Raw genomic sequence first — 18,388 nt, forward strand, 5'->3', positions numbered from 1 at the left:
TATAGGGCGGTGCACACGGGCACCAAGTCATCGGCACGCCGACGGCGACTCGAAGGCGCGCTGATAGGTACGACTGCGCTGCTCACCTTTCTGGTGAGTTCACGCACCGAGCTCTACGAAAGGCTCCACGCCGAGCTCACTCGTTACGAGGGCTTCCAGGCAGACGAGCTTGTGTTCGTGCTGCTCAGCGTGCTGGCAGGATTGGCCGTTTTCTCCTTTCTTCGCTGGCGTGAGGCTCGCAGCGAACTCATGTCGCGTGTGGCGGCCGAGCACGCACTGCAGAGGCTCGCAGCACGGAACAGAGAATTGGCGCAAACATTGATTGGCCTGCAGGAGGCCGAACGCCGGCGCATTGCGCACGAACTTCATGATCACTTCGGACAGAGCTGCAACGCCATCAGGATCGATGCGGTGTTCCTGCGTACGACGCTTCCGGATGCTTCGTCGGAACAGGCGGCGGCGGCACGCATTGCAGAGACTGCGGACGAGTTGTACCAGACCGTCCGCGGACTACTTTACGAACTGCGCCCGGCGGCACTCGACAGCCTTGGCCTGGTGGGTGCTCTGCAATCACTATGCGAGTCCTGGGAGGAGCGCTCCGAAGTAAGCTGCGCGCTTCTTCCGTCCGGCGAACTGGGCGAGCTCGGGGAGCAGGTCAATATCGCGCTGTATCGCATCGTGCAGGAATCGTTGTCGAACGTCATGAAGCATGCCCACGCCGGTCACGTTCGAATCCTTCTGCACGGTCACCCGGAATCAGGTCGGATCGATCTGACCATCGAAGACGACGGCATCGGTCATGACGTTGCAAGCGTTCGTGCGGGACTGGGCTGGCTTGGCATGAAGGAGCGGGCCTCCATGTTGGGCGGCAGCCTTTCGATCGGGCAAAGCCGTCTGGGGGGCGTGCTCGTCACGTGCTCGATTCCATGTCGACCGCCGGTTGAACAAGATAAGGAGGACACTTAATGATCGACGTATTGCTGGTGGACGATCATCCGGTCGTGCGCTCGGGCTACGCAAGACTGCTCGAAGCAGGTGGAGACATCCGCGTGGCCGCCGAAGCGCCGGATGCAGAGGCGGGCTACACCGCTTACGTGCAATGCACGCCGAAGGTTACCGTGACCGATCTCTCGCTTCCCGGATCGAGCGGCATAGAGCTGATACGGCGCATTCGTGCTCGGGATACGAGCGCGCGCGTACTGGTGTTCAGCGTCCATGACGAGGCCGTGGTGGTTGATAAGGCCATCCAGAGCGGCGCCAGCGGGTTCATCAGCAAGCGCAGCGCCCCTGAGGTGTTGCTTGAGGCGGTTCGAGCGGTCGCGAAAGGTGAGCGCTACTTCAGTGAGGACGTACGACGAGTGGTCGAGCACCGCTCGCCCGACGCCGAGCGCGAGGTCATCAACGCGCTTTCGGCACGCGAGTTCGAGGTCTTCCGCCTGCTCGCACGCGGCATGTCGCCGGCAGAATGTGCGCAGATGCTGAACCTGAGCCAGAAGACGGTCGCAAACTATCAGGCGCTCATCAAGGAAAAGCTGAACGTCAGCACGTCAGCTGCGCTGGTGCACCTCGCGCTTCGTCTGGGGGTGGTGTCCGGCACCGGCCCGACCCAATTGCTCGGCCCGAAAGACGGCAATCATTGACGCGGCAGGCGCAAGGCATATGTGCTCTACGGACAGACAATTAGCGCACTAAGCGATAAACGAGCCAGCCCGCCCACCTCGGGAGTTTTTCCCGATCCTTGCTTACAGCTCTTGGCTATCTTCCGATCGGACCCTGCCTGTAGGGTCGTTTCAGTGACGCACTTCAGAGAACGAGTGCGCACTCCCCAGAAACGAGAGGAGTAACCCCTTGAGAAAGCATACCGACGCACAACGTCTGCGTCTGACCCCGCTCGCCGCAATCATCAGCGGCGCCTGTACGATCGGCCTGCCGTTTGCCAGCCATGCGCAGACAGTTGCCCCCACTGTTGAGGTTGTCGGCACGTCGCCGGTGCCCGGTCTGGACCGGCCGAAGGACGAGATCCCTGCCAACGTGCAGTCCATCCGTCGTGAAGCGCTGCGCGATACCGGTGCTGCGGGCCTGCCTGAACTCCTTGGCAGTCAGCTGCAGAGCGTCAACGTCAATGAGATCCAGGGCAATCCCTACCAAGCGGATGTGAACTACCGCGGCTTCACCGCCAGCCCGCTGCTCGGCACGCCGCAGGGCCTGTCGGTCTATCAGGACGGCGTGCGCGTAAACGAGCCCTTTGGCGATGTGGTGAACTGGGACCTGATCCCGCGCAACGCGATCGCCTCGATCGACCTGATTCCGGGATCGAACCCGCTGTTCGGCCTGAACACCCTGGGCGGCGCGCTGTCGGTGCGTACCAAGGACGGTTTCAGCCACGCCGGCACTGGCATCGAGGCCTACACCGGCAGCTTCGGCCGCAGCGCGGTGACCGCCGAACATGGCGGCAACAATGGCGAACTGGGCTGGTACTTCACCGCCACCCGCTTCAAGGAAGATGGCTGGCGCGATCTGTCGCCGTCGGACGTGAACCAGTTCTTCGGCAAGATTTCGCATCGCTCGTCCAAGCACGAACTCGATCTGAACCTCACGCACGCAAACAGCGACCTGATTGGCAACGGTCTGACGCCGCTTTCCTTCTACGAACAACGCCGGCGTTCGATCTTCACCTCGCCCGACAACACGAAGAACCGCATGACCATGCTGTCGCTGAATGGCGGCTACTGGCTGGACGACGTGCAGAAGCTGTCGGGTACTGTCTATGTGCGCAAGAACAACGTACGCACGCTCAACGGCGACGCCAACGACGAGTTCGCCGCGCCGGGGGATCCGGAAGGCGTGCTGAACCGCACGCGCACCCGCCAGACCGGCTACGGCTTCAGCGCGCAGTGGGCGCATATCCTCGAAGACCGTCAACTGGCCGTCGGCACGACCTTCGACCACAGCCGCACCCGCTTCCAGCAGACCGAGCAGGAAGGCGATTTCCTGCCCGACCGTTCGGTCACCCCGACAGACAGCGAGGAGGATCCGGAACCGAAGCTGCGCGGACGCAGCCGTACGTGGAGTCTGTTCGCGACGGGCACCTGGAAACCGATCGCCGACGCAACCGTATCGCTGTCCGGTCGCTACAACCACACCAGCGTGCGCACGATGGACCAGCTGGATGCCACGTCCAGCCTCAACAGCGACTACACCTACAGCAAGATCAACCCGGCTCTGGGCGCCACCTATGCGCTGACGCCAGCCGTTACGCTGTACGCGAACGCCCAACAGGGCAACCGCGCGCCGAGTCCGATCGAACTGGGCTGTTCCGATCCGAACGAGCCGTGCAAGCTCCCGAATGCGATGCAGGCCGACCCGCGTCTCGATCAGGTGGTCACCCGCAGCATCGAGGTCGGCGTCCGCGGCGTCGCCGGCCCGATCCGCTGGAATGTCGCCGCCTTCGGCGCGGTGAACCGCGACGACATCCTGTTCGTTGCCAGCAACACGGTCGGCCAGGGGTACTTCAAGAACTTCGGCAAGACCCAGCGCAACGGCGTCGAGCTCGGTCTGGGCGGCGACTACGGCAGCCTGATGTGGAACGCCGGCTATACCTGGGTCGACGCGACTTACCGTTCGAGCGAGTGCATCGTGTCGCCGGAAAATTCGGCGCTCGATCCGAGTTGTGGCGCCGACAACATCCGCGTGCAGTCGGGCGACCGCATCCCCGGCATCGCCGAACACTCGTTCAAGCTCGGCGTGAACTGGCGCGCCACCGACTGGCTCACGCTCGGTTCGGACGTGGTTACGCACTCCGGCGTGTATGTTCGAGGCAACGAGAACAACGAGCACGACGAGAACGGCAAGACGTCCGGCTTCACTGTGGTGAACATGGTGGCGGACGCGAAGCTGGGCGGCGGCTGGTCGGTGTTTGCGCGGGTGAACAACGTGTTCGACAAGCGCTACTTCACAGCGGGCCAGATCGGCGAGAACCCCTTCGTCGGTCCGAACAACAGCTTCGACAGCAACACGGCGAACTGGGAAGACGAAACCTTCTACGCACCGGGCGCACCGCGTTCGGGCTGGCTGGGGGTGCGCTACCGCTTCGGCGGCTGAGTCACTTCCTCCGGGTCACCTCGGTGATCCGGAGCAGCAAAGACAAAAGGCACCTCGCGGTGCCTTTTGTCTTTGCTGCTCGTCGAGACGCTGCGTCCCGACGTACCTACTTTGCTGCAGGCGGTGCCGCGGGCGCTGCAGCCGGCGGGTTTGCCGCCCCTGCAGGTGCCGCCGGAGCGGCCGGTGGCGCGATCGGCGTGGGGGTCACGGTAACGCCCTTCGCCTTCATCTGCTCGATGTACTTCGCCGCTACGCGGTCCTGCGACGCGGCGAGCTGCTCGTTGCCCTTCTTGGTCGCTTCGTCGGCCTTCGCCTTCTTCTCGGCGGCGGCCGCTTTCTGCTCTTCGGTCAATTCAGGCAGCTTTGCCAGCGCGCCGGTCGATAGCAAGGCGCCGAGCAGCAGCACGATCATCCTGTTCATGCGTAGTCCTCCGTTCAGACGCGGGCCGGTGCAGGCATGCTGCCTGCCGGCTTCTCCGCCGGTTGAGCCTTCTTCGCCGCGTCGTACCACAGCTCGTGGTGCTCCTTGGCCCAGGTTTCGTCGACATAGCCCGTCCTCATGCCGTCGAGCGCGCCTTCCATGCCGATGCTGCCTATATATATATGGGCGAGCGACAGCGTCATCACGATCAGGCCACCGATCAGATGGATGATGTTTGCCGTCTGCATGATGGCGCGGCCCTGTTCGAAGTTCGGGAAGTTGAGCACCAGACCGCTGATGCCGACGGTCAGCGACAGGAACACCACACCGAGCCAGAACCAGGTCTTCTCGCCGAAGTTGAAGCGATGCGACGGTACGTGCTCGCCGGTCAGCAGACCACCGGCCTTGCGTATCCACAGCGCGTCGATGGCCTGCCACACGTTGTCCTTCACGAACAGCACGATGAACAGCAGCACCGACAGGATGAACACCGGCCCGACGAAGTTGTGGATGTTCTTGCACACCAGCGCCACCGTCGCGAACAGCGAGTAGCCGAACACCGGCAGCAGCACGTGCTTGCCGAACAGCATCACCAGCCCGCTCACCATCAGCACGCAGAACGAGATCGCCATGGCCCAGTGCGACATCCGTTCCATCGTGTTGAAGCGCTGGATCATCCGGCCGGTCTTCGCCTCTGACAGCCGGATCGGGCCGCGCAGCTTGAAGAACACGGCCAGCAGAACCAGCATGGCGCAGAAGGCGATGCCGCCGTACAGCATCAGCGGACCGTTGCGCAGCGCCCGCCAGGTCTGGCCGCCGGACTGGATCAGCACGCCAGTCTCGACGCCCTGCACCGTGGTGTAGTGCTGCTCGCCCGACCTCACCTCGCGCCACACCGGCGCGTTGTTCAGCGGCTGCGACTGCTGGCGCAAAGCCTGGTCGGCCGCCGTCGCCGGCGGCGCGTCGGCGGCGAACACCGGTCCGCCGGCCAGTGCGCACAGCGTCAGCACCATCCACAGCAGGCGCTTCAGTACAGTCATGTCATGACTCATGAACGCTCTCCTAACCGTTGATGCGGCGATATTCGTTCTGGTTCTGGTTGCGCGCCTTGATGGTCGCCTCCCAGTTCCCCTTGTCGCCGGAGAAGGACTCGTTATCCCAGGGCTTGCCGTCTGCCTTGCCCTGGTAGTGGCCCTGCTTGTAGACCACCACCTGCTCCTTCTCGCCGCAGCCGGCGAGCGCGGCTGCAAGTGCGACCAGGCAGACGGCTCCGCTCAGCGGCTTCATGATTTGCCTCCCGCCGCCGGGGCGGTGGCCGGTGCATCCGGCTTGCCATAGGCGGTCGACCAGCCCCAGATGTCCGCACCCTTGCCGCGAGTGAGCACGCGCTGGCGATAGATGTCCGCCAGCACGTCGGCGTCGCCGCCGAGCAGCGCCTTGGTCGAGCACACTTCGGCGCACAGCGGCAGCTTGCCCTCGGCCAGACGGTTGCGGCCGTACTTGCGGAACTCCTCTTCCGAGTTGTTCGTTTCCGGGCCACCGGCGCAGAAGGTGCACTTGTCCATCTTGCCGCGCAGACCGAAGGCGCCCGCCTGCGGGAACTGCGGCGCGCCGAACGGACAGGCGTAGAAGCAGTAGCCGCAGCCGATGCACAGGTCCTTGTCGTGCAGCACCACGCCCTCATCGGTGCGGTAGAAGCAGTCGACCGGGCACACCGCCATGCAGGGCGCGTCGGAACAGTGCATGCAGGCGACCGACATCGAGCGCTCACCCGGTACGCCGTCGTTGATGGTCACGACGCGCCGGCGGTTCACGCCCCAGGGCACCTCGTGTTCGTTCTTGCATGCGGTGACGCAGCCGTTGCACTCGATGCAGCGCTCGGCGTCACAGATGAATTTCATTCTTGCCATGGTGTCCTCCGTTCTCCGGGGCGACGCGCGGCTGACGCGCCGCCCCGTGTTGTTTCATCGCGCCCGCGTCAGGCCTTCATGATCTGGCAGACCGTGGTCTTGGTTTCCTGCATCATGGTCACCGAGTCGTAGCCGTAGGTCGTGGCGGTGTTGACCGCCTCGCCACGCACGACCGGTGCAGCCCCTTCCGGGTAGCTGTCGATCAGGTCCTTGCCCATCCAGTGGCCGGCGAAGTGGAAGGGCAGGAACACCGTGTCCGGCCCGACCCGCTCGGTCACCATCGCCTGCACCTTGATCTGCGCGCCGCTGGGCGACTTCACCCACACCATGTCCTTGTCGCGGATGCCGCGGTCGTTGGCCGCCCGCGGGTTGATCTCGACGAACATGTTCTGCTGCAGCTCGGCCAGCCAGGGGTTGGAGCGCGTTTCGTCGCCACCGCCCTCGTACTCGACCAGACGGCCCGAAGTCATGATCAGCGGGTAGTCCTTGCCGACGTTGGCGAACTGGTCCTGCACGCTCTTGTACAGCGTGGGCAGGCGCCAGAAGGCCTTCTTGTCCTCGTGCGTCGGATACTTGGCAACGAGGTCGGCACGCGGCGAGAAGAGCGGCTCGCGATGCACCGGCACCGGGTCCGGGAAGTTCCACACCACCGCGCGCGCCTTGGCGTTGCCGAAGGGGTGGCAGCCGTGGTTCTTCATCGCGACGCGGATGATGCCGCCCGACGGGTCGGTCTTCCAGTTCTTGCCTTCGGCCTTCTTCTTCTCGTCCTCGGTCAGCTCTTCCCACCAGCCCAGCTTCTTCAGCAGCACGTGGTCGAACTCGGGGTAGCCGAACTGCAGGTCGGCACCCTTCGACGCGGAGCCGTCGGCCGCCAGCAGGCTGGTGCCCTCCTTCTCGACGCCGAAGTTGGCGCGGAAGTTGCCGCCCCCGTCCATCACGTGCTTCGAGGTGTCGTACAGATTGGGCGAGCCCGGGTGCTTCATTTCCGGCGTGCCGTAGCAGGGCCAGGGCAGACCGAAATACTCGCCGTCGAGCACGTAGCCGGTTTCCTTGTCGATGCCGCCCTTGGCCTTCAGCGTCTTCGGATCGAACACCTGCATGTTGCGCATGTGGATCTTCAGGCGCTCCGGCGACTGGCCGGTGTAGCCGATGGTCCAGGTGCCGCGGTTGATTTCGCGCAGGATGTCTTCGACGCTGGGCTCGTTGTTGGTCACCTTCACGTTCTTCGTGAACTGTTCGGCGAAGCCGAACTTCTGCGCGAACAGATACATGATGGTGTGGTCGGGCTTCGACTCCCACAGCGGCTCGATCACCTTCTCGCGCCACTGGAGCGACCGGTTCGACGCGGTGCAGGAGCCTTCGCACTCGAACTGCGTCGCGGCCGGCAGCAGGTAGACGCCGTCCTTGCGCGCGCTGGCCGCCATCGCGGCAGTAGCCGACGGATAGGGATCGATCACCACCAGCGTGTCGAGCGCCTTCATCGCCTCCAGCATGTCCTTGCCACGCGTCTGCGAGTTCGGCGCGTGGCCCCAGAACACGACTGCGCGCAGGTTCGGGTCCTGGTCGATCAGTTCGTTCTTTTCGGTCACGCCGTCGATCCAGCGCGATACCGTGATGCCCGACTTCTCCATCAGGGCCTGCGACGCGAAGCGGCCTTTCAGCCACTCGTAATCGACGCCCCACACATTGGCCCAGTGCTTCCACGAACCGGTCGCGATGCCGTAGTAGCCGGGCAGCGAATCCGGGTTCGGGCCGACGTCGGTCGCGCCCTGCACGTTGTCGTGGCCGCGGAAGATGTTGGTGCCGCCGCCCGCCACACCGACGTTGCCGAGCGCGAGCTGCAGATTGCACATCATGCGCACGATGGCGTTGCCGGTCGTGTGCTGGGTCTGGCCCATGCACCACACCACGGTCGAGGGCTTGTTCTTCGCCATCGTTTCGGCGATCAGCTTCACCTGATCATCCGGCACGCCGCTGACTTCCTCGACCTTGTCGGCGGTCCACTTCATCGCCTCGTCGCGGATCTTGTCCATGCCGAACACGCGATCCTCGATGTACTGCTTGTCCTCCCAGCCATTCTCGAAGATGTGGCGCAGCACGCCGTACAGGATGGCGATGTCGGAGCCGGAGCGGATGCGCACGAAGTGGTCGGCCTTGGCTGCGGTACGCGTGAAGCGCGGGTCGGCGACGATGATCTTCGCGCCGTTCTCCTTCGCGTGCAGGATGTGCAGCAGCGACACCGGATGCGCCTCGGCGGCGTTCGATCCCATGAAGAAGATCGCCTTCGAGTTCTGCATGTCGTTGTAGGAGTTGGTCATCGCACCATACCCCCACGTGTTGGCCACACCGGCCACCGTTGTCGAGTGACAGATGCGCGCCTGGTGGTCGCAGTTGTTGGTGCCCCACATCGACACGAACTTGCGCATCATGTAGGCCTGCTCGTTGTTGTGCTTGGACGAGCCGATCCAGTACACGCTGTCCGGGCCGCTCTCCTCGCGCAGCTTCAGCAGGCGCGCCGACAGTTCGTTCAGCGCGTCGTCCCAGGACATGCGCACCCACTTGCCGTCGACCAGCTTCATCGGGTAGCGCAGCCGGTGCTCACCGTGGCCGTGCTCGCGGATGGACGCGCCCTTGGCGCAGTGCGCGCCCATATTGATCGGGCTGTCGAACACCGGCTCCTGGCCGACCCACACGCCGTTGACGACTTCGGCGTCGATGGCACAGCCGACCGAACAGTGGGTACAGATCGTGCGCTTCACTTCCACCTTGCCGCCGGCCGCCGACGGGTTGGCGGCCTGCGCGCGCTCGACCATCGAGAAAGGCAGTGCCGACGCGAAGGCGCCGGCGCCGGCAGTCATGCCGGAACGCTTGAGGAAGGTGCGGCGGTCCATCGTGCGCGGCGAAGCCGCCGATGCCGGGCGCGCCAGACGCGATTGCGCGCGCGCGCCACCAGCCGATTTGCGGGTCAATGTCATGTTGGCTCTCCTCGGGATCAGACGCGGGCGGTGCGGTAGTAGGCCGCGATGTGCTCGGTCATGCGGTATCCGCTCCTGTCGGTCTGCGCGGTGGTGGCGGTCGCGCCGGCATCGCTGCCGGTCGACCGCACCGCCACCACGGCCGCCGCGGCGCTCACGCCGCCGACGCCCGCGGTCAGCAGGAACTGACGGCGTTTCAGGTTGGCTTTTTCGGTCATTGCTCTGTCCTCCTCGTGATGACTGCCCGGTTCAGGGTGTTGGCTCTTCAGTTGTAGGTCACTTCATCGATCTATGGTGAGCGCCGCCGCCTCGACATCGAGGAAGCTGCGCGCGTACTGCGAAACACGGCGGTAGAAATTGGCGCCTGCGGCGGCATCCAGCGCGTCGCACAGCGCGCCGTACCACGGCTGGATGTGGGTGGCGAAGAAGCGGTCCTGCTCGAGCGCTCGCTCGGCGGCGCTGCGCATGGTGTCGGTCAGCAGCAGGCGCATCACGTCGCATACCGCGGCGATGTGGTCCTCGGGCAGCGACTCGCCCTGCGTGCGCGCCAGGCCCAGCGCCGCCAGGTCGTCGCGCAATTTCACCAGCGGCTTCTCGTTGACGAAGCCGGCCAGGTAGAAGGAGCCGAAGACGACGATCTCCGGCCGGCCGACGCCGCCGAACAGCGCGTCGAACTCGTCCTGCGCGGCAGCCGGGTCCATCGCTGCCGACGCCGCACACAGTCCGTTCCAGGCCTGCGCCATCAGCACCGCCTCGGCCGACGGCGCGTCGTCGATCTGCCAATCGCCGGAGGCGGCAAGCATGCCGAGCAGAGAGGCATCGGGCGCCGCGTGCAGCAGCCGCGACAGCAGTGCGTAGTGATTGGCGCGCGCGGTGTCCTCGTCACTGACCGGGTCGCGCACGAAAGCGAGTGTTTGCGGAGTGGGTGCGTTCATGTGTCGAACACCGTGGTTTCGCCGCCCTTCGCCTTCATCATGTCGATGACGCGACAGTCGGCGCACATCTGCAGCCGGCGCAGCGCGTCGCCGCTGGCGAACATCGAATGCGCCGACAGCCTGCCGGTCATCGCGTCGATCATCTGCTTGGTGCCGAAGGGCGTACCGCAGCTGATGCAGTGGAAAGGCTCAGTCTCGTTGAGCACGCGTTCGCGCCGCACCGCGTCGCCGATCAGCAGTCGCGGTTCGAGCGACAGCGCGTACTCCGGACAGGTGTTCACGCACAGGCCGCACTGCACGCAGTTGCGTTCGAGGAAGCGCAGCGCCGGCCGTTCGCCGCCATCCATCAAGGCCGAGGCCGGACAGGCGCCGACGCAGCTCATGCACAAGGTGCAGGCGGCCTTGTCGATATTGACCGCACCGAAGGGCGCGCCGGCGGGCAGCGCGATGGCCTCGACCTTCTGCGCCGCGTGGCGGGCCAGGTGATCGATGCAGAACTCGAGCGCGCCGCGCTTCTCGACCGGCAGCGCGAAGCTGGCCGGCGGACAGGACTGCGCCAGCGCAGCCGTCGCGCCCAGAGCGTGGATCAGCGTCGCCGCATCGTCGGCGACCACGGCGCACAGCGCCGACGACGGATGGCCCAGCGCGGAGAGGATGGTGCGACCGAGCGCGATCTGCCCCGACGTCGCTTCACGGTAGGCGTCGGGCTGATCGTCGTGAGACAGAATGACGCATTGTGCGGCGCCGTAGCACAGCGTCGCGAGCATCAGTTCCAGCCCGACCGAGGCGACGTCATGCACGGCCACCGGCAGCAGGTCGGCGGGCAGTCCGCGACGGCGTCCAGCCAGCGCCAGCAACTCCTCACCCTGCGTCTCGTTGTGGAACACGACGCGCGGTGCGCGGCCGCCGGCGGCGCGCCAGGCCTGCAGAGCCGTCTTGAGGCGCACCGCAACATCGGACGCCGATGGGTAGGCGTAGCGCATCGCCCCGGTGGGACAAACTGTCGCACAGGCACCGCAACCCATGCACAGGTGCGGCTCGACGAACACGCCGTCACCGTCGGCGCGGATGGCCGAGGTCGAACAGACGTCGATGCAGCGATTGCAGCCCTGCTTGCTGTTGCGGCTGTGTGCGCAGATCGAGGACTTGTAATTGAAGAACTTGGGCTTTTCGAATTCGCCCACCATGCCGGCGAGCTTCTGCAACGCCAGCGACTGTTCGAGCGGATCGCGGCCCGGTGCCGCGTAACCCTGCGGCGGGTGCGGAATGCGGATCAGCGCCGGCTCCGACAGGTCGAGCACCAGGTCGTAGCGCTCGCTGCGCGGGCTGCCCACGGCGGCGAAATCGATGGCGCCGATGTCGGCACAGGCTTTTACGCAGGCGCGGTGCCCGGTACAGCGGGCGGCATCGACCTGATAGTCGTAGCCGATGGCGCCCTCCGGACAGGCGTCGATACAGGCATTGCAGCGCACGCAGGCGTCGAGATCGATCGCGTTGGCGCGCGCCCAGCTCACGTCGAATGCGCCGAGCCAGCCGCTCACCGTCACGTCGCGGCCGGTCATGACCGGCCAGTCGCGGCGCACCGGCAGTTCGCTGCCGTCGCGGCCGGTGACCAGCACGCTGACGGCGATGCTGTCGCCGTAGCGGCGCTGCGCTTCCTGCGCCCAGCCGAGCGCGGCACCGGCCGGGCCGATGATCAGCAGCTGACCGGACGACGCGTAGCTGACCGCAGGCACCGGGGCCGGTTCGGCCATGCGCGCCATCGCCAGTTGCGCGGCGACCGACGGCGTCGCGTCGCTGCCGCGCGGGCTGCGTCCACCGATGTCGCGCAGATTGATGAAGGTGAGACCCGCCGTCGCGTCGGCCTCGTCGGCCACTTCGCGCAGCAGCGCGGCTTCCTGCGTGCAGCCGACGATGGCGTCGGCCGCGCCACCCAGGGCGGCGGAAAACGCGGCGGCATCGCGACCACACAGCTGCGTCGCGGCATGCAGTACCGGCAGATCGGCGGCGTCCAGCGCCAGCGCGTCACCCAGTCTTCTGATGTCGATCTCAACCGTGCCATTGCAGCTGCACAGCTGGATCGCCTTGTGGGCGTTGTTCATGTAGTCAGGCTCCTCCGGCAAGGCTTTTGCAGCCTTCGTGCCAGATCGCCCGAGAACAGAACGGACTATTCCGACCTGGAATTACTTTCGGCGTTGTCGGACGACACGGGCAACTCGCTCGGCAAGCGCTCGATTTTGTCCGACTCGGTCGCAACACCCTCGTCTTCGTCCGCCGGACTGTCCAGCGCAGGCGCTGCCGCCTGTTCCGCGGGGGCCGCGGTCGTCTCCGGCACGGCGGGCGGCGTCTCGTCCGGTACCGAGGTGAGCCAGTTGTCGGGCAGCGTCGGGTTCAGCGTTTCCTTCGCATGCGCAAGCTGCGACACCATGGATGCCGGCAGCGGCTCGTACAGGTTGAAGTCCTCGATATAGACGTCCAGCCCGTCCATCGTATTGAAGTGCGGCGTGTGGAACAGCTTCTTCAGCGCCGCGCGTTTCAGTCCCTCGTCCACCTTCTGGCCGAGGAAGGCGCGGTAGTCGGAATCGAAGCCCAGCGATTCGAGCGGTGGCGGTTCGGCTGGCACATCGCTGTCCGGCCTCGCCGCCTGCCCCGCGTCCGGCGCCGGCGGCGGCACGATGGCGACCGGCGCCTCGACCGGCGGCAGCGGCTCCGCGGCGGCCGCTTCCCGCTTCAGCCGCGACCAGCGGCCGAGGAAGCCCTTCACCGGATCATCGCTCACGTTCATCTCCATTGGCGCCTGCGCGTACCCCGCCGCTCATGTTTCCGTAATGCGTATTGCCATCGCCGGTCTTCGCGAAACGCTTGGGCTTGCGCGGTTCGGGTGGTCTCTGGAAACGGCGCGCGAAATCCTCGACCCAGTCGCGCATGTCGGCCGGCATCGGCAAGCCATCGACCTTCTCGCCCGAATCCATCCAACGCGCGGCCTCGCCGTAGCTGGCGCTGATCTGCATCGGTCGCACCGGCGGTTCGGCCTCGTCGTCAGGCCGCCACATGACGAAGATGCGCGGCTCGGCGGCGGTCACGTTGAGCAGGTAGTTGTCGGCCTCGTCGGTGTAGAGCGTCAGGTCCAGCGGCGGGAACAGCCACTGGGTCGCCTCGTCGGTCTGCGCAAAAACCCTTGGCGCATCAGGGCTTTCCGGGCCTTCGGGCAAAAGCGCACGCGCTTCCCAGGCATGGTCTGTCCACTTGTTGTGCAGTACCCTGCGCTCCATAATCACGGCCAACCTGAGGGTGACGGGGCTGGTTTCCACGAAATCTTCCTCTGCCTTTCTGTCAAACGGAGCCGGAGCAAGGAAACGGCTCACGCCGCACCGCCCATGAGCGAAAAGATCATACATCTGCTGGACATCCGCACCGCCGGACGCGCGACCGCACTGGTGCCGGAGACGCCGATTCCGGCGACCGGCACGCTGCTCGACACGCGTGGCCGCGCCGTGCGCGATCTGCGCATCTCGGTCACCGACCGCTGCAACTTCCGCTGCATCTACTGCATGCCGAAAGAGGTGTTCGACAAGGACTACCCCTATCTGGCGCGCAGCGATCTGCTCAGCTTCGAAGAGATCGAGCGCATCGCACGTCTGTTTGTCGCGCACGGCGTCAACAAGTTGCGCATCACCGGCGGCGAGCCGCTGCTGCGCAAGGACGTCGAGAAGCTGATCGAGCGGCTGGCGAAGCTGCCGGTCGAACTGACGCTGACCACCAATGGCGCGCTGCTGAAACAGAAGGCGCGTGCGCTGCGCGACGCCGGCCTGACCCGCGTCACCGTCAGCCTCGACGCGATCGACGACGCCACCTTCCGCATGATGAACGACGTCGACTTTCCGGTCGCGCGCGTGCTCGAAGGCATAGACGCCGCGCATGCCGTCGGTCTCGCGCCGGTCAAGGTGAACATGGTGGTCAAGCGTGGCACCAACGACCACGCCATCGTGCCGATGGCGCGCCACTTCAGGGGCAGCGGCCACATCGTGCGCTTCATCGAGTTCATGGACGTGGGCTCGAGCAACGGCTGGAAGATGGACGAAGTGCTGCCCAGCGCCGACGTCATCGCGCGCATCCATGCCGAAATGCCGCTGGAGCCGGTGGACCCGAACTACCCGGGCGAAGTCGCGCAGCGCTGGCGCTACACCGACGGCAGCGGCGAAGTGGGCGTCATCTCGTCGGTGACCCAGGCCTTCTGTTCGTCCTGTACGCGCGCCCGCCTGTCGACCGAGGGCAAGATATTCACCTGTCTTTTCGCGACCGAGGGCCACGACCTGCGCGCGCTGCTGCGCGAAGGCCGCAGCGACGAAGAAATGCTGTCGGCCATCGGCGCCATCTGGCAGCAGCGCGGTGACCGCTACTCCGAAATCCGCACCGCGGAAACGGCCGCAGCAAGAAAAATCGAGATGTCCTACATCGGTGGATAGTGTGCACAGACCCGAACTGACCGACGCCGCACGACCCGCCACGATAGAAATCCCTGCCATCAACGAGCGCGGCGAAACCGTGCCGACCGCGATTGCCGGCGAACACCCGCTGACCGTCTATCTCGACAAGCGCGAACTGGTGACGTTGATGACGCTGGGCGGCGCGCCCGAGGCACTGGTGATCGGCTATCTGCGCAACCAGCGACTGCTGCCGGCCATCGACGACATCCTGTCGGTGCAGGTGGACTGGGACGTGAACGCCGCTGCCGTCACCACCCGCGCCGGCGTCGCCGACCTCGACGCGCGCATGGCCACGAAGACGGTCACCACCGGCTGCGGCCAGGGCACGGTGTTCGGCGACCTGATGGACGACATCGAACGCATCCGCCTGCCGGACGATGCCCGGCTGACCGAGTCGACGCTGTACGCGATGCTCGACGTGGTGCGCAAACACGAAACCATCTACAAGCAGGCCGGCGCGGTGCATGGCTGCGCGCTGTTCCGCGGCGACGAACTGCTGTACTTCGTCGAGGACGTCGGCCGCCACAATGCGGTGGATGCCATCGCCGGCCACATGTGGCTGGATGGTGTCGAAGGCGGTGACAAGATTTTCTACACCACCGGCCGGCTGACCTCGGAAATGGTGATCAAGGCGGCACAGATGGGCATCCCCTTCCTGGTGTCGCGCTCCGGCCTCACGCAGATGGGCTATGACATCGCGCAGCAGGTGGGCATCACGATGATCGGCCGCTCGCAGGGCAAGCATTACCTGCTGCTGACCGGCATGCAGCGCTTCGTGCGCGATGGAGAGAGCGCATGACTATAAGCGGCGTGAGCGAGGCGATCACCGGTCTGGTGCTGGCTGGCGGCCTCGGCCGCCGCATGGGTGGCGTCGACAAGGGCCTGCAGGAGTTCCGCGACGAGCCCATGGTCGCGCACGTGATCCGTCGCCTGGCGCCGCAGGTCGATGCGCTCATCATCAACGCCAACCAGAACACCGAACGCTACGCCGCCTTCGGTCACCCGGTCGTGGCGGACGCGATAGCCGGCTTCGCCGGCCCGCTGGCCGGACTGCACGCCGGGCTGAGCGCCTGCACGACGCCGCTGCTGGTGACCAGCCCCTGCGACTCGCCCTTCCTGCCACTCGATCTCGTCGCGCGACTGCGCGCGGCGCTGGAGCGCGAAGACGCCGACCTCGCGGTGGCCATCACCGGCGACCAGCCGCATCCGGTATTCAGCCTGGTGCGCGCGCACGTGCTGCCCGGTCTGACACAATTCCTCGAAGGCGGCGGCCGCAAGGTCGACCTCTGGTACTCGGCGCTGAAGGTGGTCGAAGTGCCCTTCGACGACAATCCGGACGCCTTCGCCAACATCAATACGCTTAACGAACTGGCCTTGCTCGAAGCCCGGCCCGACGCCTCATGACTGATCGCTTCACTCCGGTCGCGGACGCCCGCGCCCACATCCTCGCCGCCTGCTCGCAGGTCGCCGGCACCCAGCGCGTGCCGGTGCGCGACGCGCTGGGCCGCGTGCTCGCCGTCGACGTCATCTCGCCGGTCAGTGTGCCGCCGCACGACAACTCGGCGATGGACGGCTACGCGGTGCGCCATGCCGACCTGTCGGCCGACGCCGAGACGCGGCTCACCGTCGTCGGCACCGCCTACGCCGGCCACGCCTGGGACGGCGAGGTCGGCCCCGGACAGGCGGTGCGCATCATGACCGGTGCCGTCATGCCGCGCGGCGCCGACACGGTCGCGATCCAGGAAACCGCGAAGGTGGACGGCGACTGCGTCATCATTCCGCCCGGCCAGAAAGCCGGCCAGAACCGGCGCCGCGCCGGCGAAGACCTGAAGGCGGGCGAAGCCGCGCTGCGCGCCGGCCGCCTGCTGCGCCCGTCCGACATCGGCCTGGCCGCTTCGCTCGGCGTGCCCGAACTGACGGTGGTGCGCCGCGTGCGCGTCGGCGTGCTGTCGACCGGCGACGAGGTCATGTCCATCGGTGACGCGCCGCGCGAAGGCGGCATCTACGACAGCAACCGCTACACGCTGACCGCCATGCTGACGCGACTCGGCTGCGAGGTGGTCGACCTCGGCGTCGCGCGCGATACGCGCGAGGCGCTGTCGGCCGCGCTCGAATCGGCGGTCGGCGAGGTGGACGCCATCATCACCAGCGGCGGCGTGTCGGTCGGCGAAGCGGATTTCGTCCGCGAAATCCTCGCCAGCCTGGGCGAGGTCACCTTCTGGAAGATCGCGATGAAGCCGGGCCGGCCGATGGCTTTCGGCCGGCTCACCAAGGGCGGCCGCGACACCTTGCTGTTCGGCCTGCCGGGCAATCCGGTCGCGACGATGATCACCTTCTACTTCTTCGCGCGTGAGGCACTGCTGACGCTGATGGGCGCCTCCCCCGTGCCGGCACCGATCCGCTTCGACGCGATCAGCGGCAGCGCGATGAAGAAGCAGCCGGGCCGCACCGAATACCAGCGCGGCATCCTCGAACTGCGCGACGGCCGCTGGCACGCCACGGTCACCGGCGCCCAGGGCTCCGGCATCCTGCGTTCAATGTGCGACGCCAACTGCATCATCGTGCTCGACGACGACGTGGGCAACGTCGCAGTCGGCGACACGGTGGGCGTCATCCCGTTCGAAGGCCTGATCTGAACGTGAGCGCCGACGGCGACGATACGACGCCTTCGCCCTACCTGACGGCGCGCGAAGCGGCCGCCTACCTGCACCTGAACGAGAAGACGCTGTACGCGATGATCCAGGACAGCGGCATTCCGGCCACCAAGGTGACCGGCAAGTGGCTGTTCCCGCGCAAGCTGCTCGACGACTGGCTGCTCGAATCGACGCACGGCGGCGTGCTGGCCGACCGCCTGCTGATCGCTGGCAGCGACGACCCCTGGCTGGCGCACAGCATCGCGCGGCTGGCGCAGCGCGCCGACGACGGCACGCTGATCGCCTACAGCCCCTGCGGCACCCGCCGCGGCCTCGCCCTGCTCGCCCAGCGCCGCGCCAACGCCTGCCCCATCCACTGGGGCGAAGCACACCACGCGACGCGCCGGCACGCGCTGCTGCTGCGCGAATACACCGGCAGTTCGAACTGGGTCATGGTGCAGCTGGCGCTGCGCGAACAGGGCGTCATGCTGTCACGCACGCTGCCCTCCGTCGGCGGCCTGCGCGAACTGTTCGAGCGCCGCCCGCGGCTCATTCAGCGCGGCGAAGGCGCCGGCTCGCAACACTTCTTCGTCCAGGCTTGCACCACCGCCGGCCTCGCCGCGCCGGAGGCGGTGCAGGTCGCCGCCACGGAGCGCGAAGCCGCCTTCATGGTCGCCAGCGGCGCCGGCGACTGCGCGCCGGGCACGCGCGCCGCGGCCGGCGAGTTCAACCTGCATTTCCTGCCGCTGGGCAGCGAAGCGCTCGACCTCGTGATGCCGCGCACCCTCTACTTCCGTGCACTGCTGCAACAGCTGCTAGCCGAACTGGCCAGCGACGACAGCCGCGACCTCGCCGCCCGACTGGGCGGCTACGACCTGGCGCCGCTGGGGCGGCTGCGCGAGGCAACGTCGCAGTAACGCGCCTCA

The 18,388-nt window shown here is 66.3% G+C and carries 18 protein-coding genes; 8 read left to right on the forward strand and 10 right to left on the reverse strand.

Annotated elements, in window-relative coordinates:
- Window positions 1-93: 93 nt before the first annotated feature.
- The 3 genes from METRZ18153_RS0115510 (at window position 94) to METRZ18153_RS0115520 (ending at window position 4,101) form a co-directional block, all read left to right on the forward strand.
- The gene (locus tag METRZ18153_RS0115510; protein ID WP_043364266.1) at window positions 94-966 is read left to right on the forward strand and encodes a sensor histidine kinase; all 873 of its coding nucleotides are present in this window, start codon (window positions 94-96) and stop codon (window positions 964-966) included.
- Window positions 966-1,640 (forward strand): response regulator, encoded by a 675-nt coding sequence (locus METRZ18153_RS20265; protein ID WP_020165585.1) that lies wholly within the window; start codon window positions 966-968, stop codon window positions 1,638-1,640. The genes METRZ18153_RS0115510 and METRZ18153_RS20265 overlap by 1 nt, the downstream gene beginning before the upstream one ends.
- A gap of 208 nt (window positions 1,641-1,848) precedes the next feature.
- A complete protein-coding gene (locus METRZ18153_RS0115520; RefSeq protein WP_020165586.1) occupies window positions 1,849-4,101 on the forward strand; it encodes a TonB-dependent receptor in 2,253 nt (750 codons plus the stop codon).
- A gap of 106 nt (window positions 4,102-4,207) precedes the next feature.
- Here METRZ18153_RS0115520 and METRZ18153_RS0115525 read toward each other — a convergent pair whose 3' ends face one another.
- The 10 genes from METRZ18153_RS0115525 to METRZ18153_RS20270 form a co-directional block, all read right to left on the reverse strand.
- Complete coding sequence (locus METRZ18153_RS0115525) at window positions 4,208-4,522, reverse strand: hypothetical protein (protein WP_029143812.1); 315 nt, start codon at window positions 4,520-4,522, stop codon at window positions 4,208-4,210.
- Between the two features lie 14 nt (window positions 4,523-4,536).
- Window positions 4,537-5,562 carry a formate dehydrogenase subunit gamma gene (locus tag METRZ18153_RS0115530; protein ID WP_020165588.1) on the reverse strand — a complete coding sequence of 342 codons (1,026 nt, stop codon included), beginning with the start codon at window positions 5,560-5,562 and terminating at the stop codon, window positions 4,537-4,539.
- A gap of 22 nt (window positions 5,563-5,584) precedes the next feature.
- Window positions 5,585-5,809 (reverse strand): hypothetical protein, encoded by a 225-nt coding sequence (locus tag METRZ18153_RS0115535; RefSeq protein ID WP_020165589.1) that lies wholly within the window; start codon window positions 5,807-5,809, stop codon window positions 5,585-5,587.
- Window positions 5,806-6,423, reverse strand: a complete 618-nt coding sequence (gene fdh3B, locus METRZ18153_RS0115540; protein WP_020165590.1) for a formate dehydrogenase FDH3 subunit beta — start codon at window positions 6,421-6,423, stop codon at window positions 5,806-5,808. The genes METRZ18153_RS0115535 and fdh3B overlap by 4 nt, the downstream gene beginning before the upstream one ends.
- Window positions 6,424-6,500: 77 nt before the next feature.
- On the reverse strand, window positions 6,501-9,407 hold the full coding sequence (locus tag METRZ18153_RS0115545) for a formate dehydrogenase subunit alpha (RefSeq protein ID WP_020165591.1): 2,907 nt from the start codon (window positions 9,405-9,407) through the stop codon (window positions 6,501-6,503).
- Window positions 9,408-9,424: 17 nt separating this feature from the next.
- Window positions 9,425-9,625, reverse strand: a complete 201-nt coding sequence (locus METRZ18153_RS0115550) for a hypothetical protein (protein WP_020165592.1) — start codon at window positions 9,623-9,625, stop codon at window positions 9,425-9,427.
- 63 nt (window positions 9,626-9,688) lie between these two features.
- Window positions 9,689-10,342: a TorD/DmsD family molecular chaperone gene (locus METRZ18153_RS0115555; RefSeq protein ID WP_020165593.1), complete on the reverse strand. Its 654-nt coding sequence runs from the start codon at window positions 10,340-10,342 to the stop codon at window positions 9,689-9,691.
- Window positions 10,339-12,444 carry a 4Fe-4S binding protein gene (locus tag METRZ18153_RS0115560; RefSeq protein ID WP_020165594.1) on the reverse strand — a complete coding sequence of 702 codons (2,106 nt, stop codon included), beginning with the start codon at window positions 12,442-12,444 and terminating at the stop codon, window positions 10,339-10,341. The genes METRZ18153_RS0115555 and METRZ18153_RS0115560 overlap by 4 nt, the downstream gene beginning before the upstream one ends.
- A 65-nt stretch (window positions 12,445-12,509) precedes the next feature.
- A complete protein-coding gene (locus tag METRZ18153_RS0115565; protein ID WP_043364268.1) occupies window positions 12,510-13,127 on the reverse strand; it encodes a DUF3306 domain-containing protein in 618 nt (205 codons plus the stop codon).
- Window positions 13,111-13,653 carry a DUF3305 domain-containing protein gene (locus METRZ18153_RS20270; RefSeq protein ID WP_232416064.1) on the reverse strand — a complete coding sequence of 181 codons (543 nt, stop codon included), beginning with the start codon at window positions 13,651-13,653 and terminating at the stop codon, window positions 13,111-13,113. Before METRZ18153_RS20270 ends, METRZ18153_RS0115565 begins: the two co-directional genes overlap by 17 nt.
- Window positions 13,654-13,719: 66 nt before the next feature.
- Here METRZ18153_RS20270 and moaA point away from each other — a divergent pair, with 66 nt between their 5' ends.
- From moaA to METRZ18153_RS0115595, 5 genes are read left to right on the forward strand one after another with little or no spacing between them, the layout of a single operon-like run.
- Window positions 13,720-14,808 carry a GTP 3',8-cyclase MoaA gene (moaA, locus tag METRZ18153_RS0115575; protein ID WP_020165597.1) on the forward strand — a complete coding sequence of 363 codons (1,089 nt, stop codon included), beginning with the start codon at window positions 13,720-13,722 and terminating at the stop codon, window positions 14,806-14,808.
- Between the two features lies 1 nt (window position 14,809).
- Complete coding sequence (locus tag METRZ18153_RS0115580) at window positions 14,810-15,628, forward strand: formate dehydrogenase accessory sulfurtransferase FdhD (RefSeq protein WP_020165598.1); 819 nt, start codon at window positions 14,810-14,812, stop codon at window positions 15,626-15,628.
- Window positions 15,625-16,233, forward strand: a complete 609-nt coding sequence (mobA, locus tag METRZ18153_RS0115585; RefSeq protein ID WP_020165599.1) for a molybdenum cofactor guanylyltransferase MobA — start codon at window positions 15,625-15,627, stop codon at window positions 16,231-16,233. The genes METRZ18153_RS0115580 and mobA overlap by 4 nt, the downstream gene beginning before the upstream one ends.
- Window positions 16,230-17,465 carry a molybdopterin molybdotransferase MoeA gene (moeA, locus tag METRZ18153_RS0115590; RefSeq protein ID WP_020165600.1) on the forward strand — a complete coding sequence of 412 codons (1,236 nt, stop codon included), beginning with the start codon at window positions 16,230-16,232 and terminating at the stop codon, window positions 17,463-17,465. The genes mobA and moeA overlap by 4 nt, the downstream gene beginning before the upstream one ends.
- A gap of 2 nt (window positions 17,466-17,467) precedes the next feature.
- Window positions 17,468-18,379 carry a helix-turn-helix transcriptional regulator gene (locus METRZ18153_RS0115595; protein WP_020165601.1) on the forward strand — a complete coding sequence of 304 codons (912 nt, stop codon included), beginning with the start codon at window positions 17,468-17,470 and terminating at the stop codon, window positions 18,377-18,379.
- The last annotated feature ends 9 nt before the right edge of the window (window positions 18,380-18,388 follow it).

This window comes from Methyloversatilis discipulorum, assembly GCF_000385375.1.
GTDB lineage: Bacteria > Pseudomonadota > Gammaproteobacteria > Burkholderiales > Rhodocyclaceae > Methyloversatilis > Methyloversatilis discipulorum_A.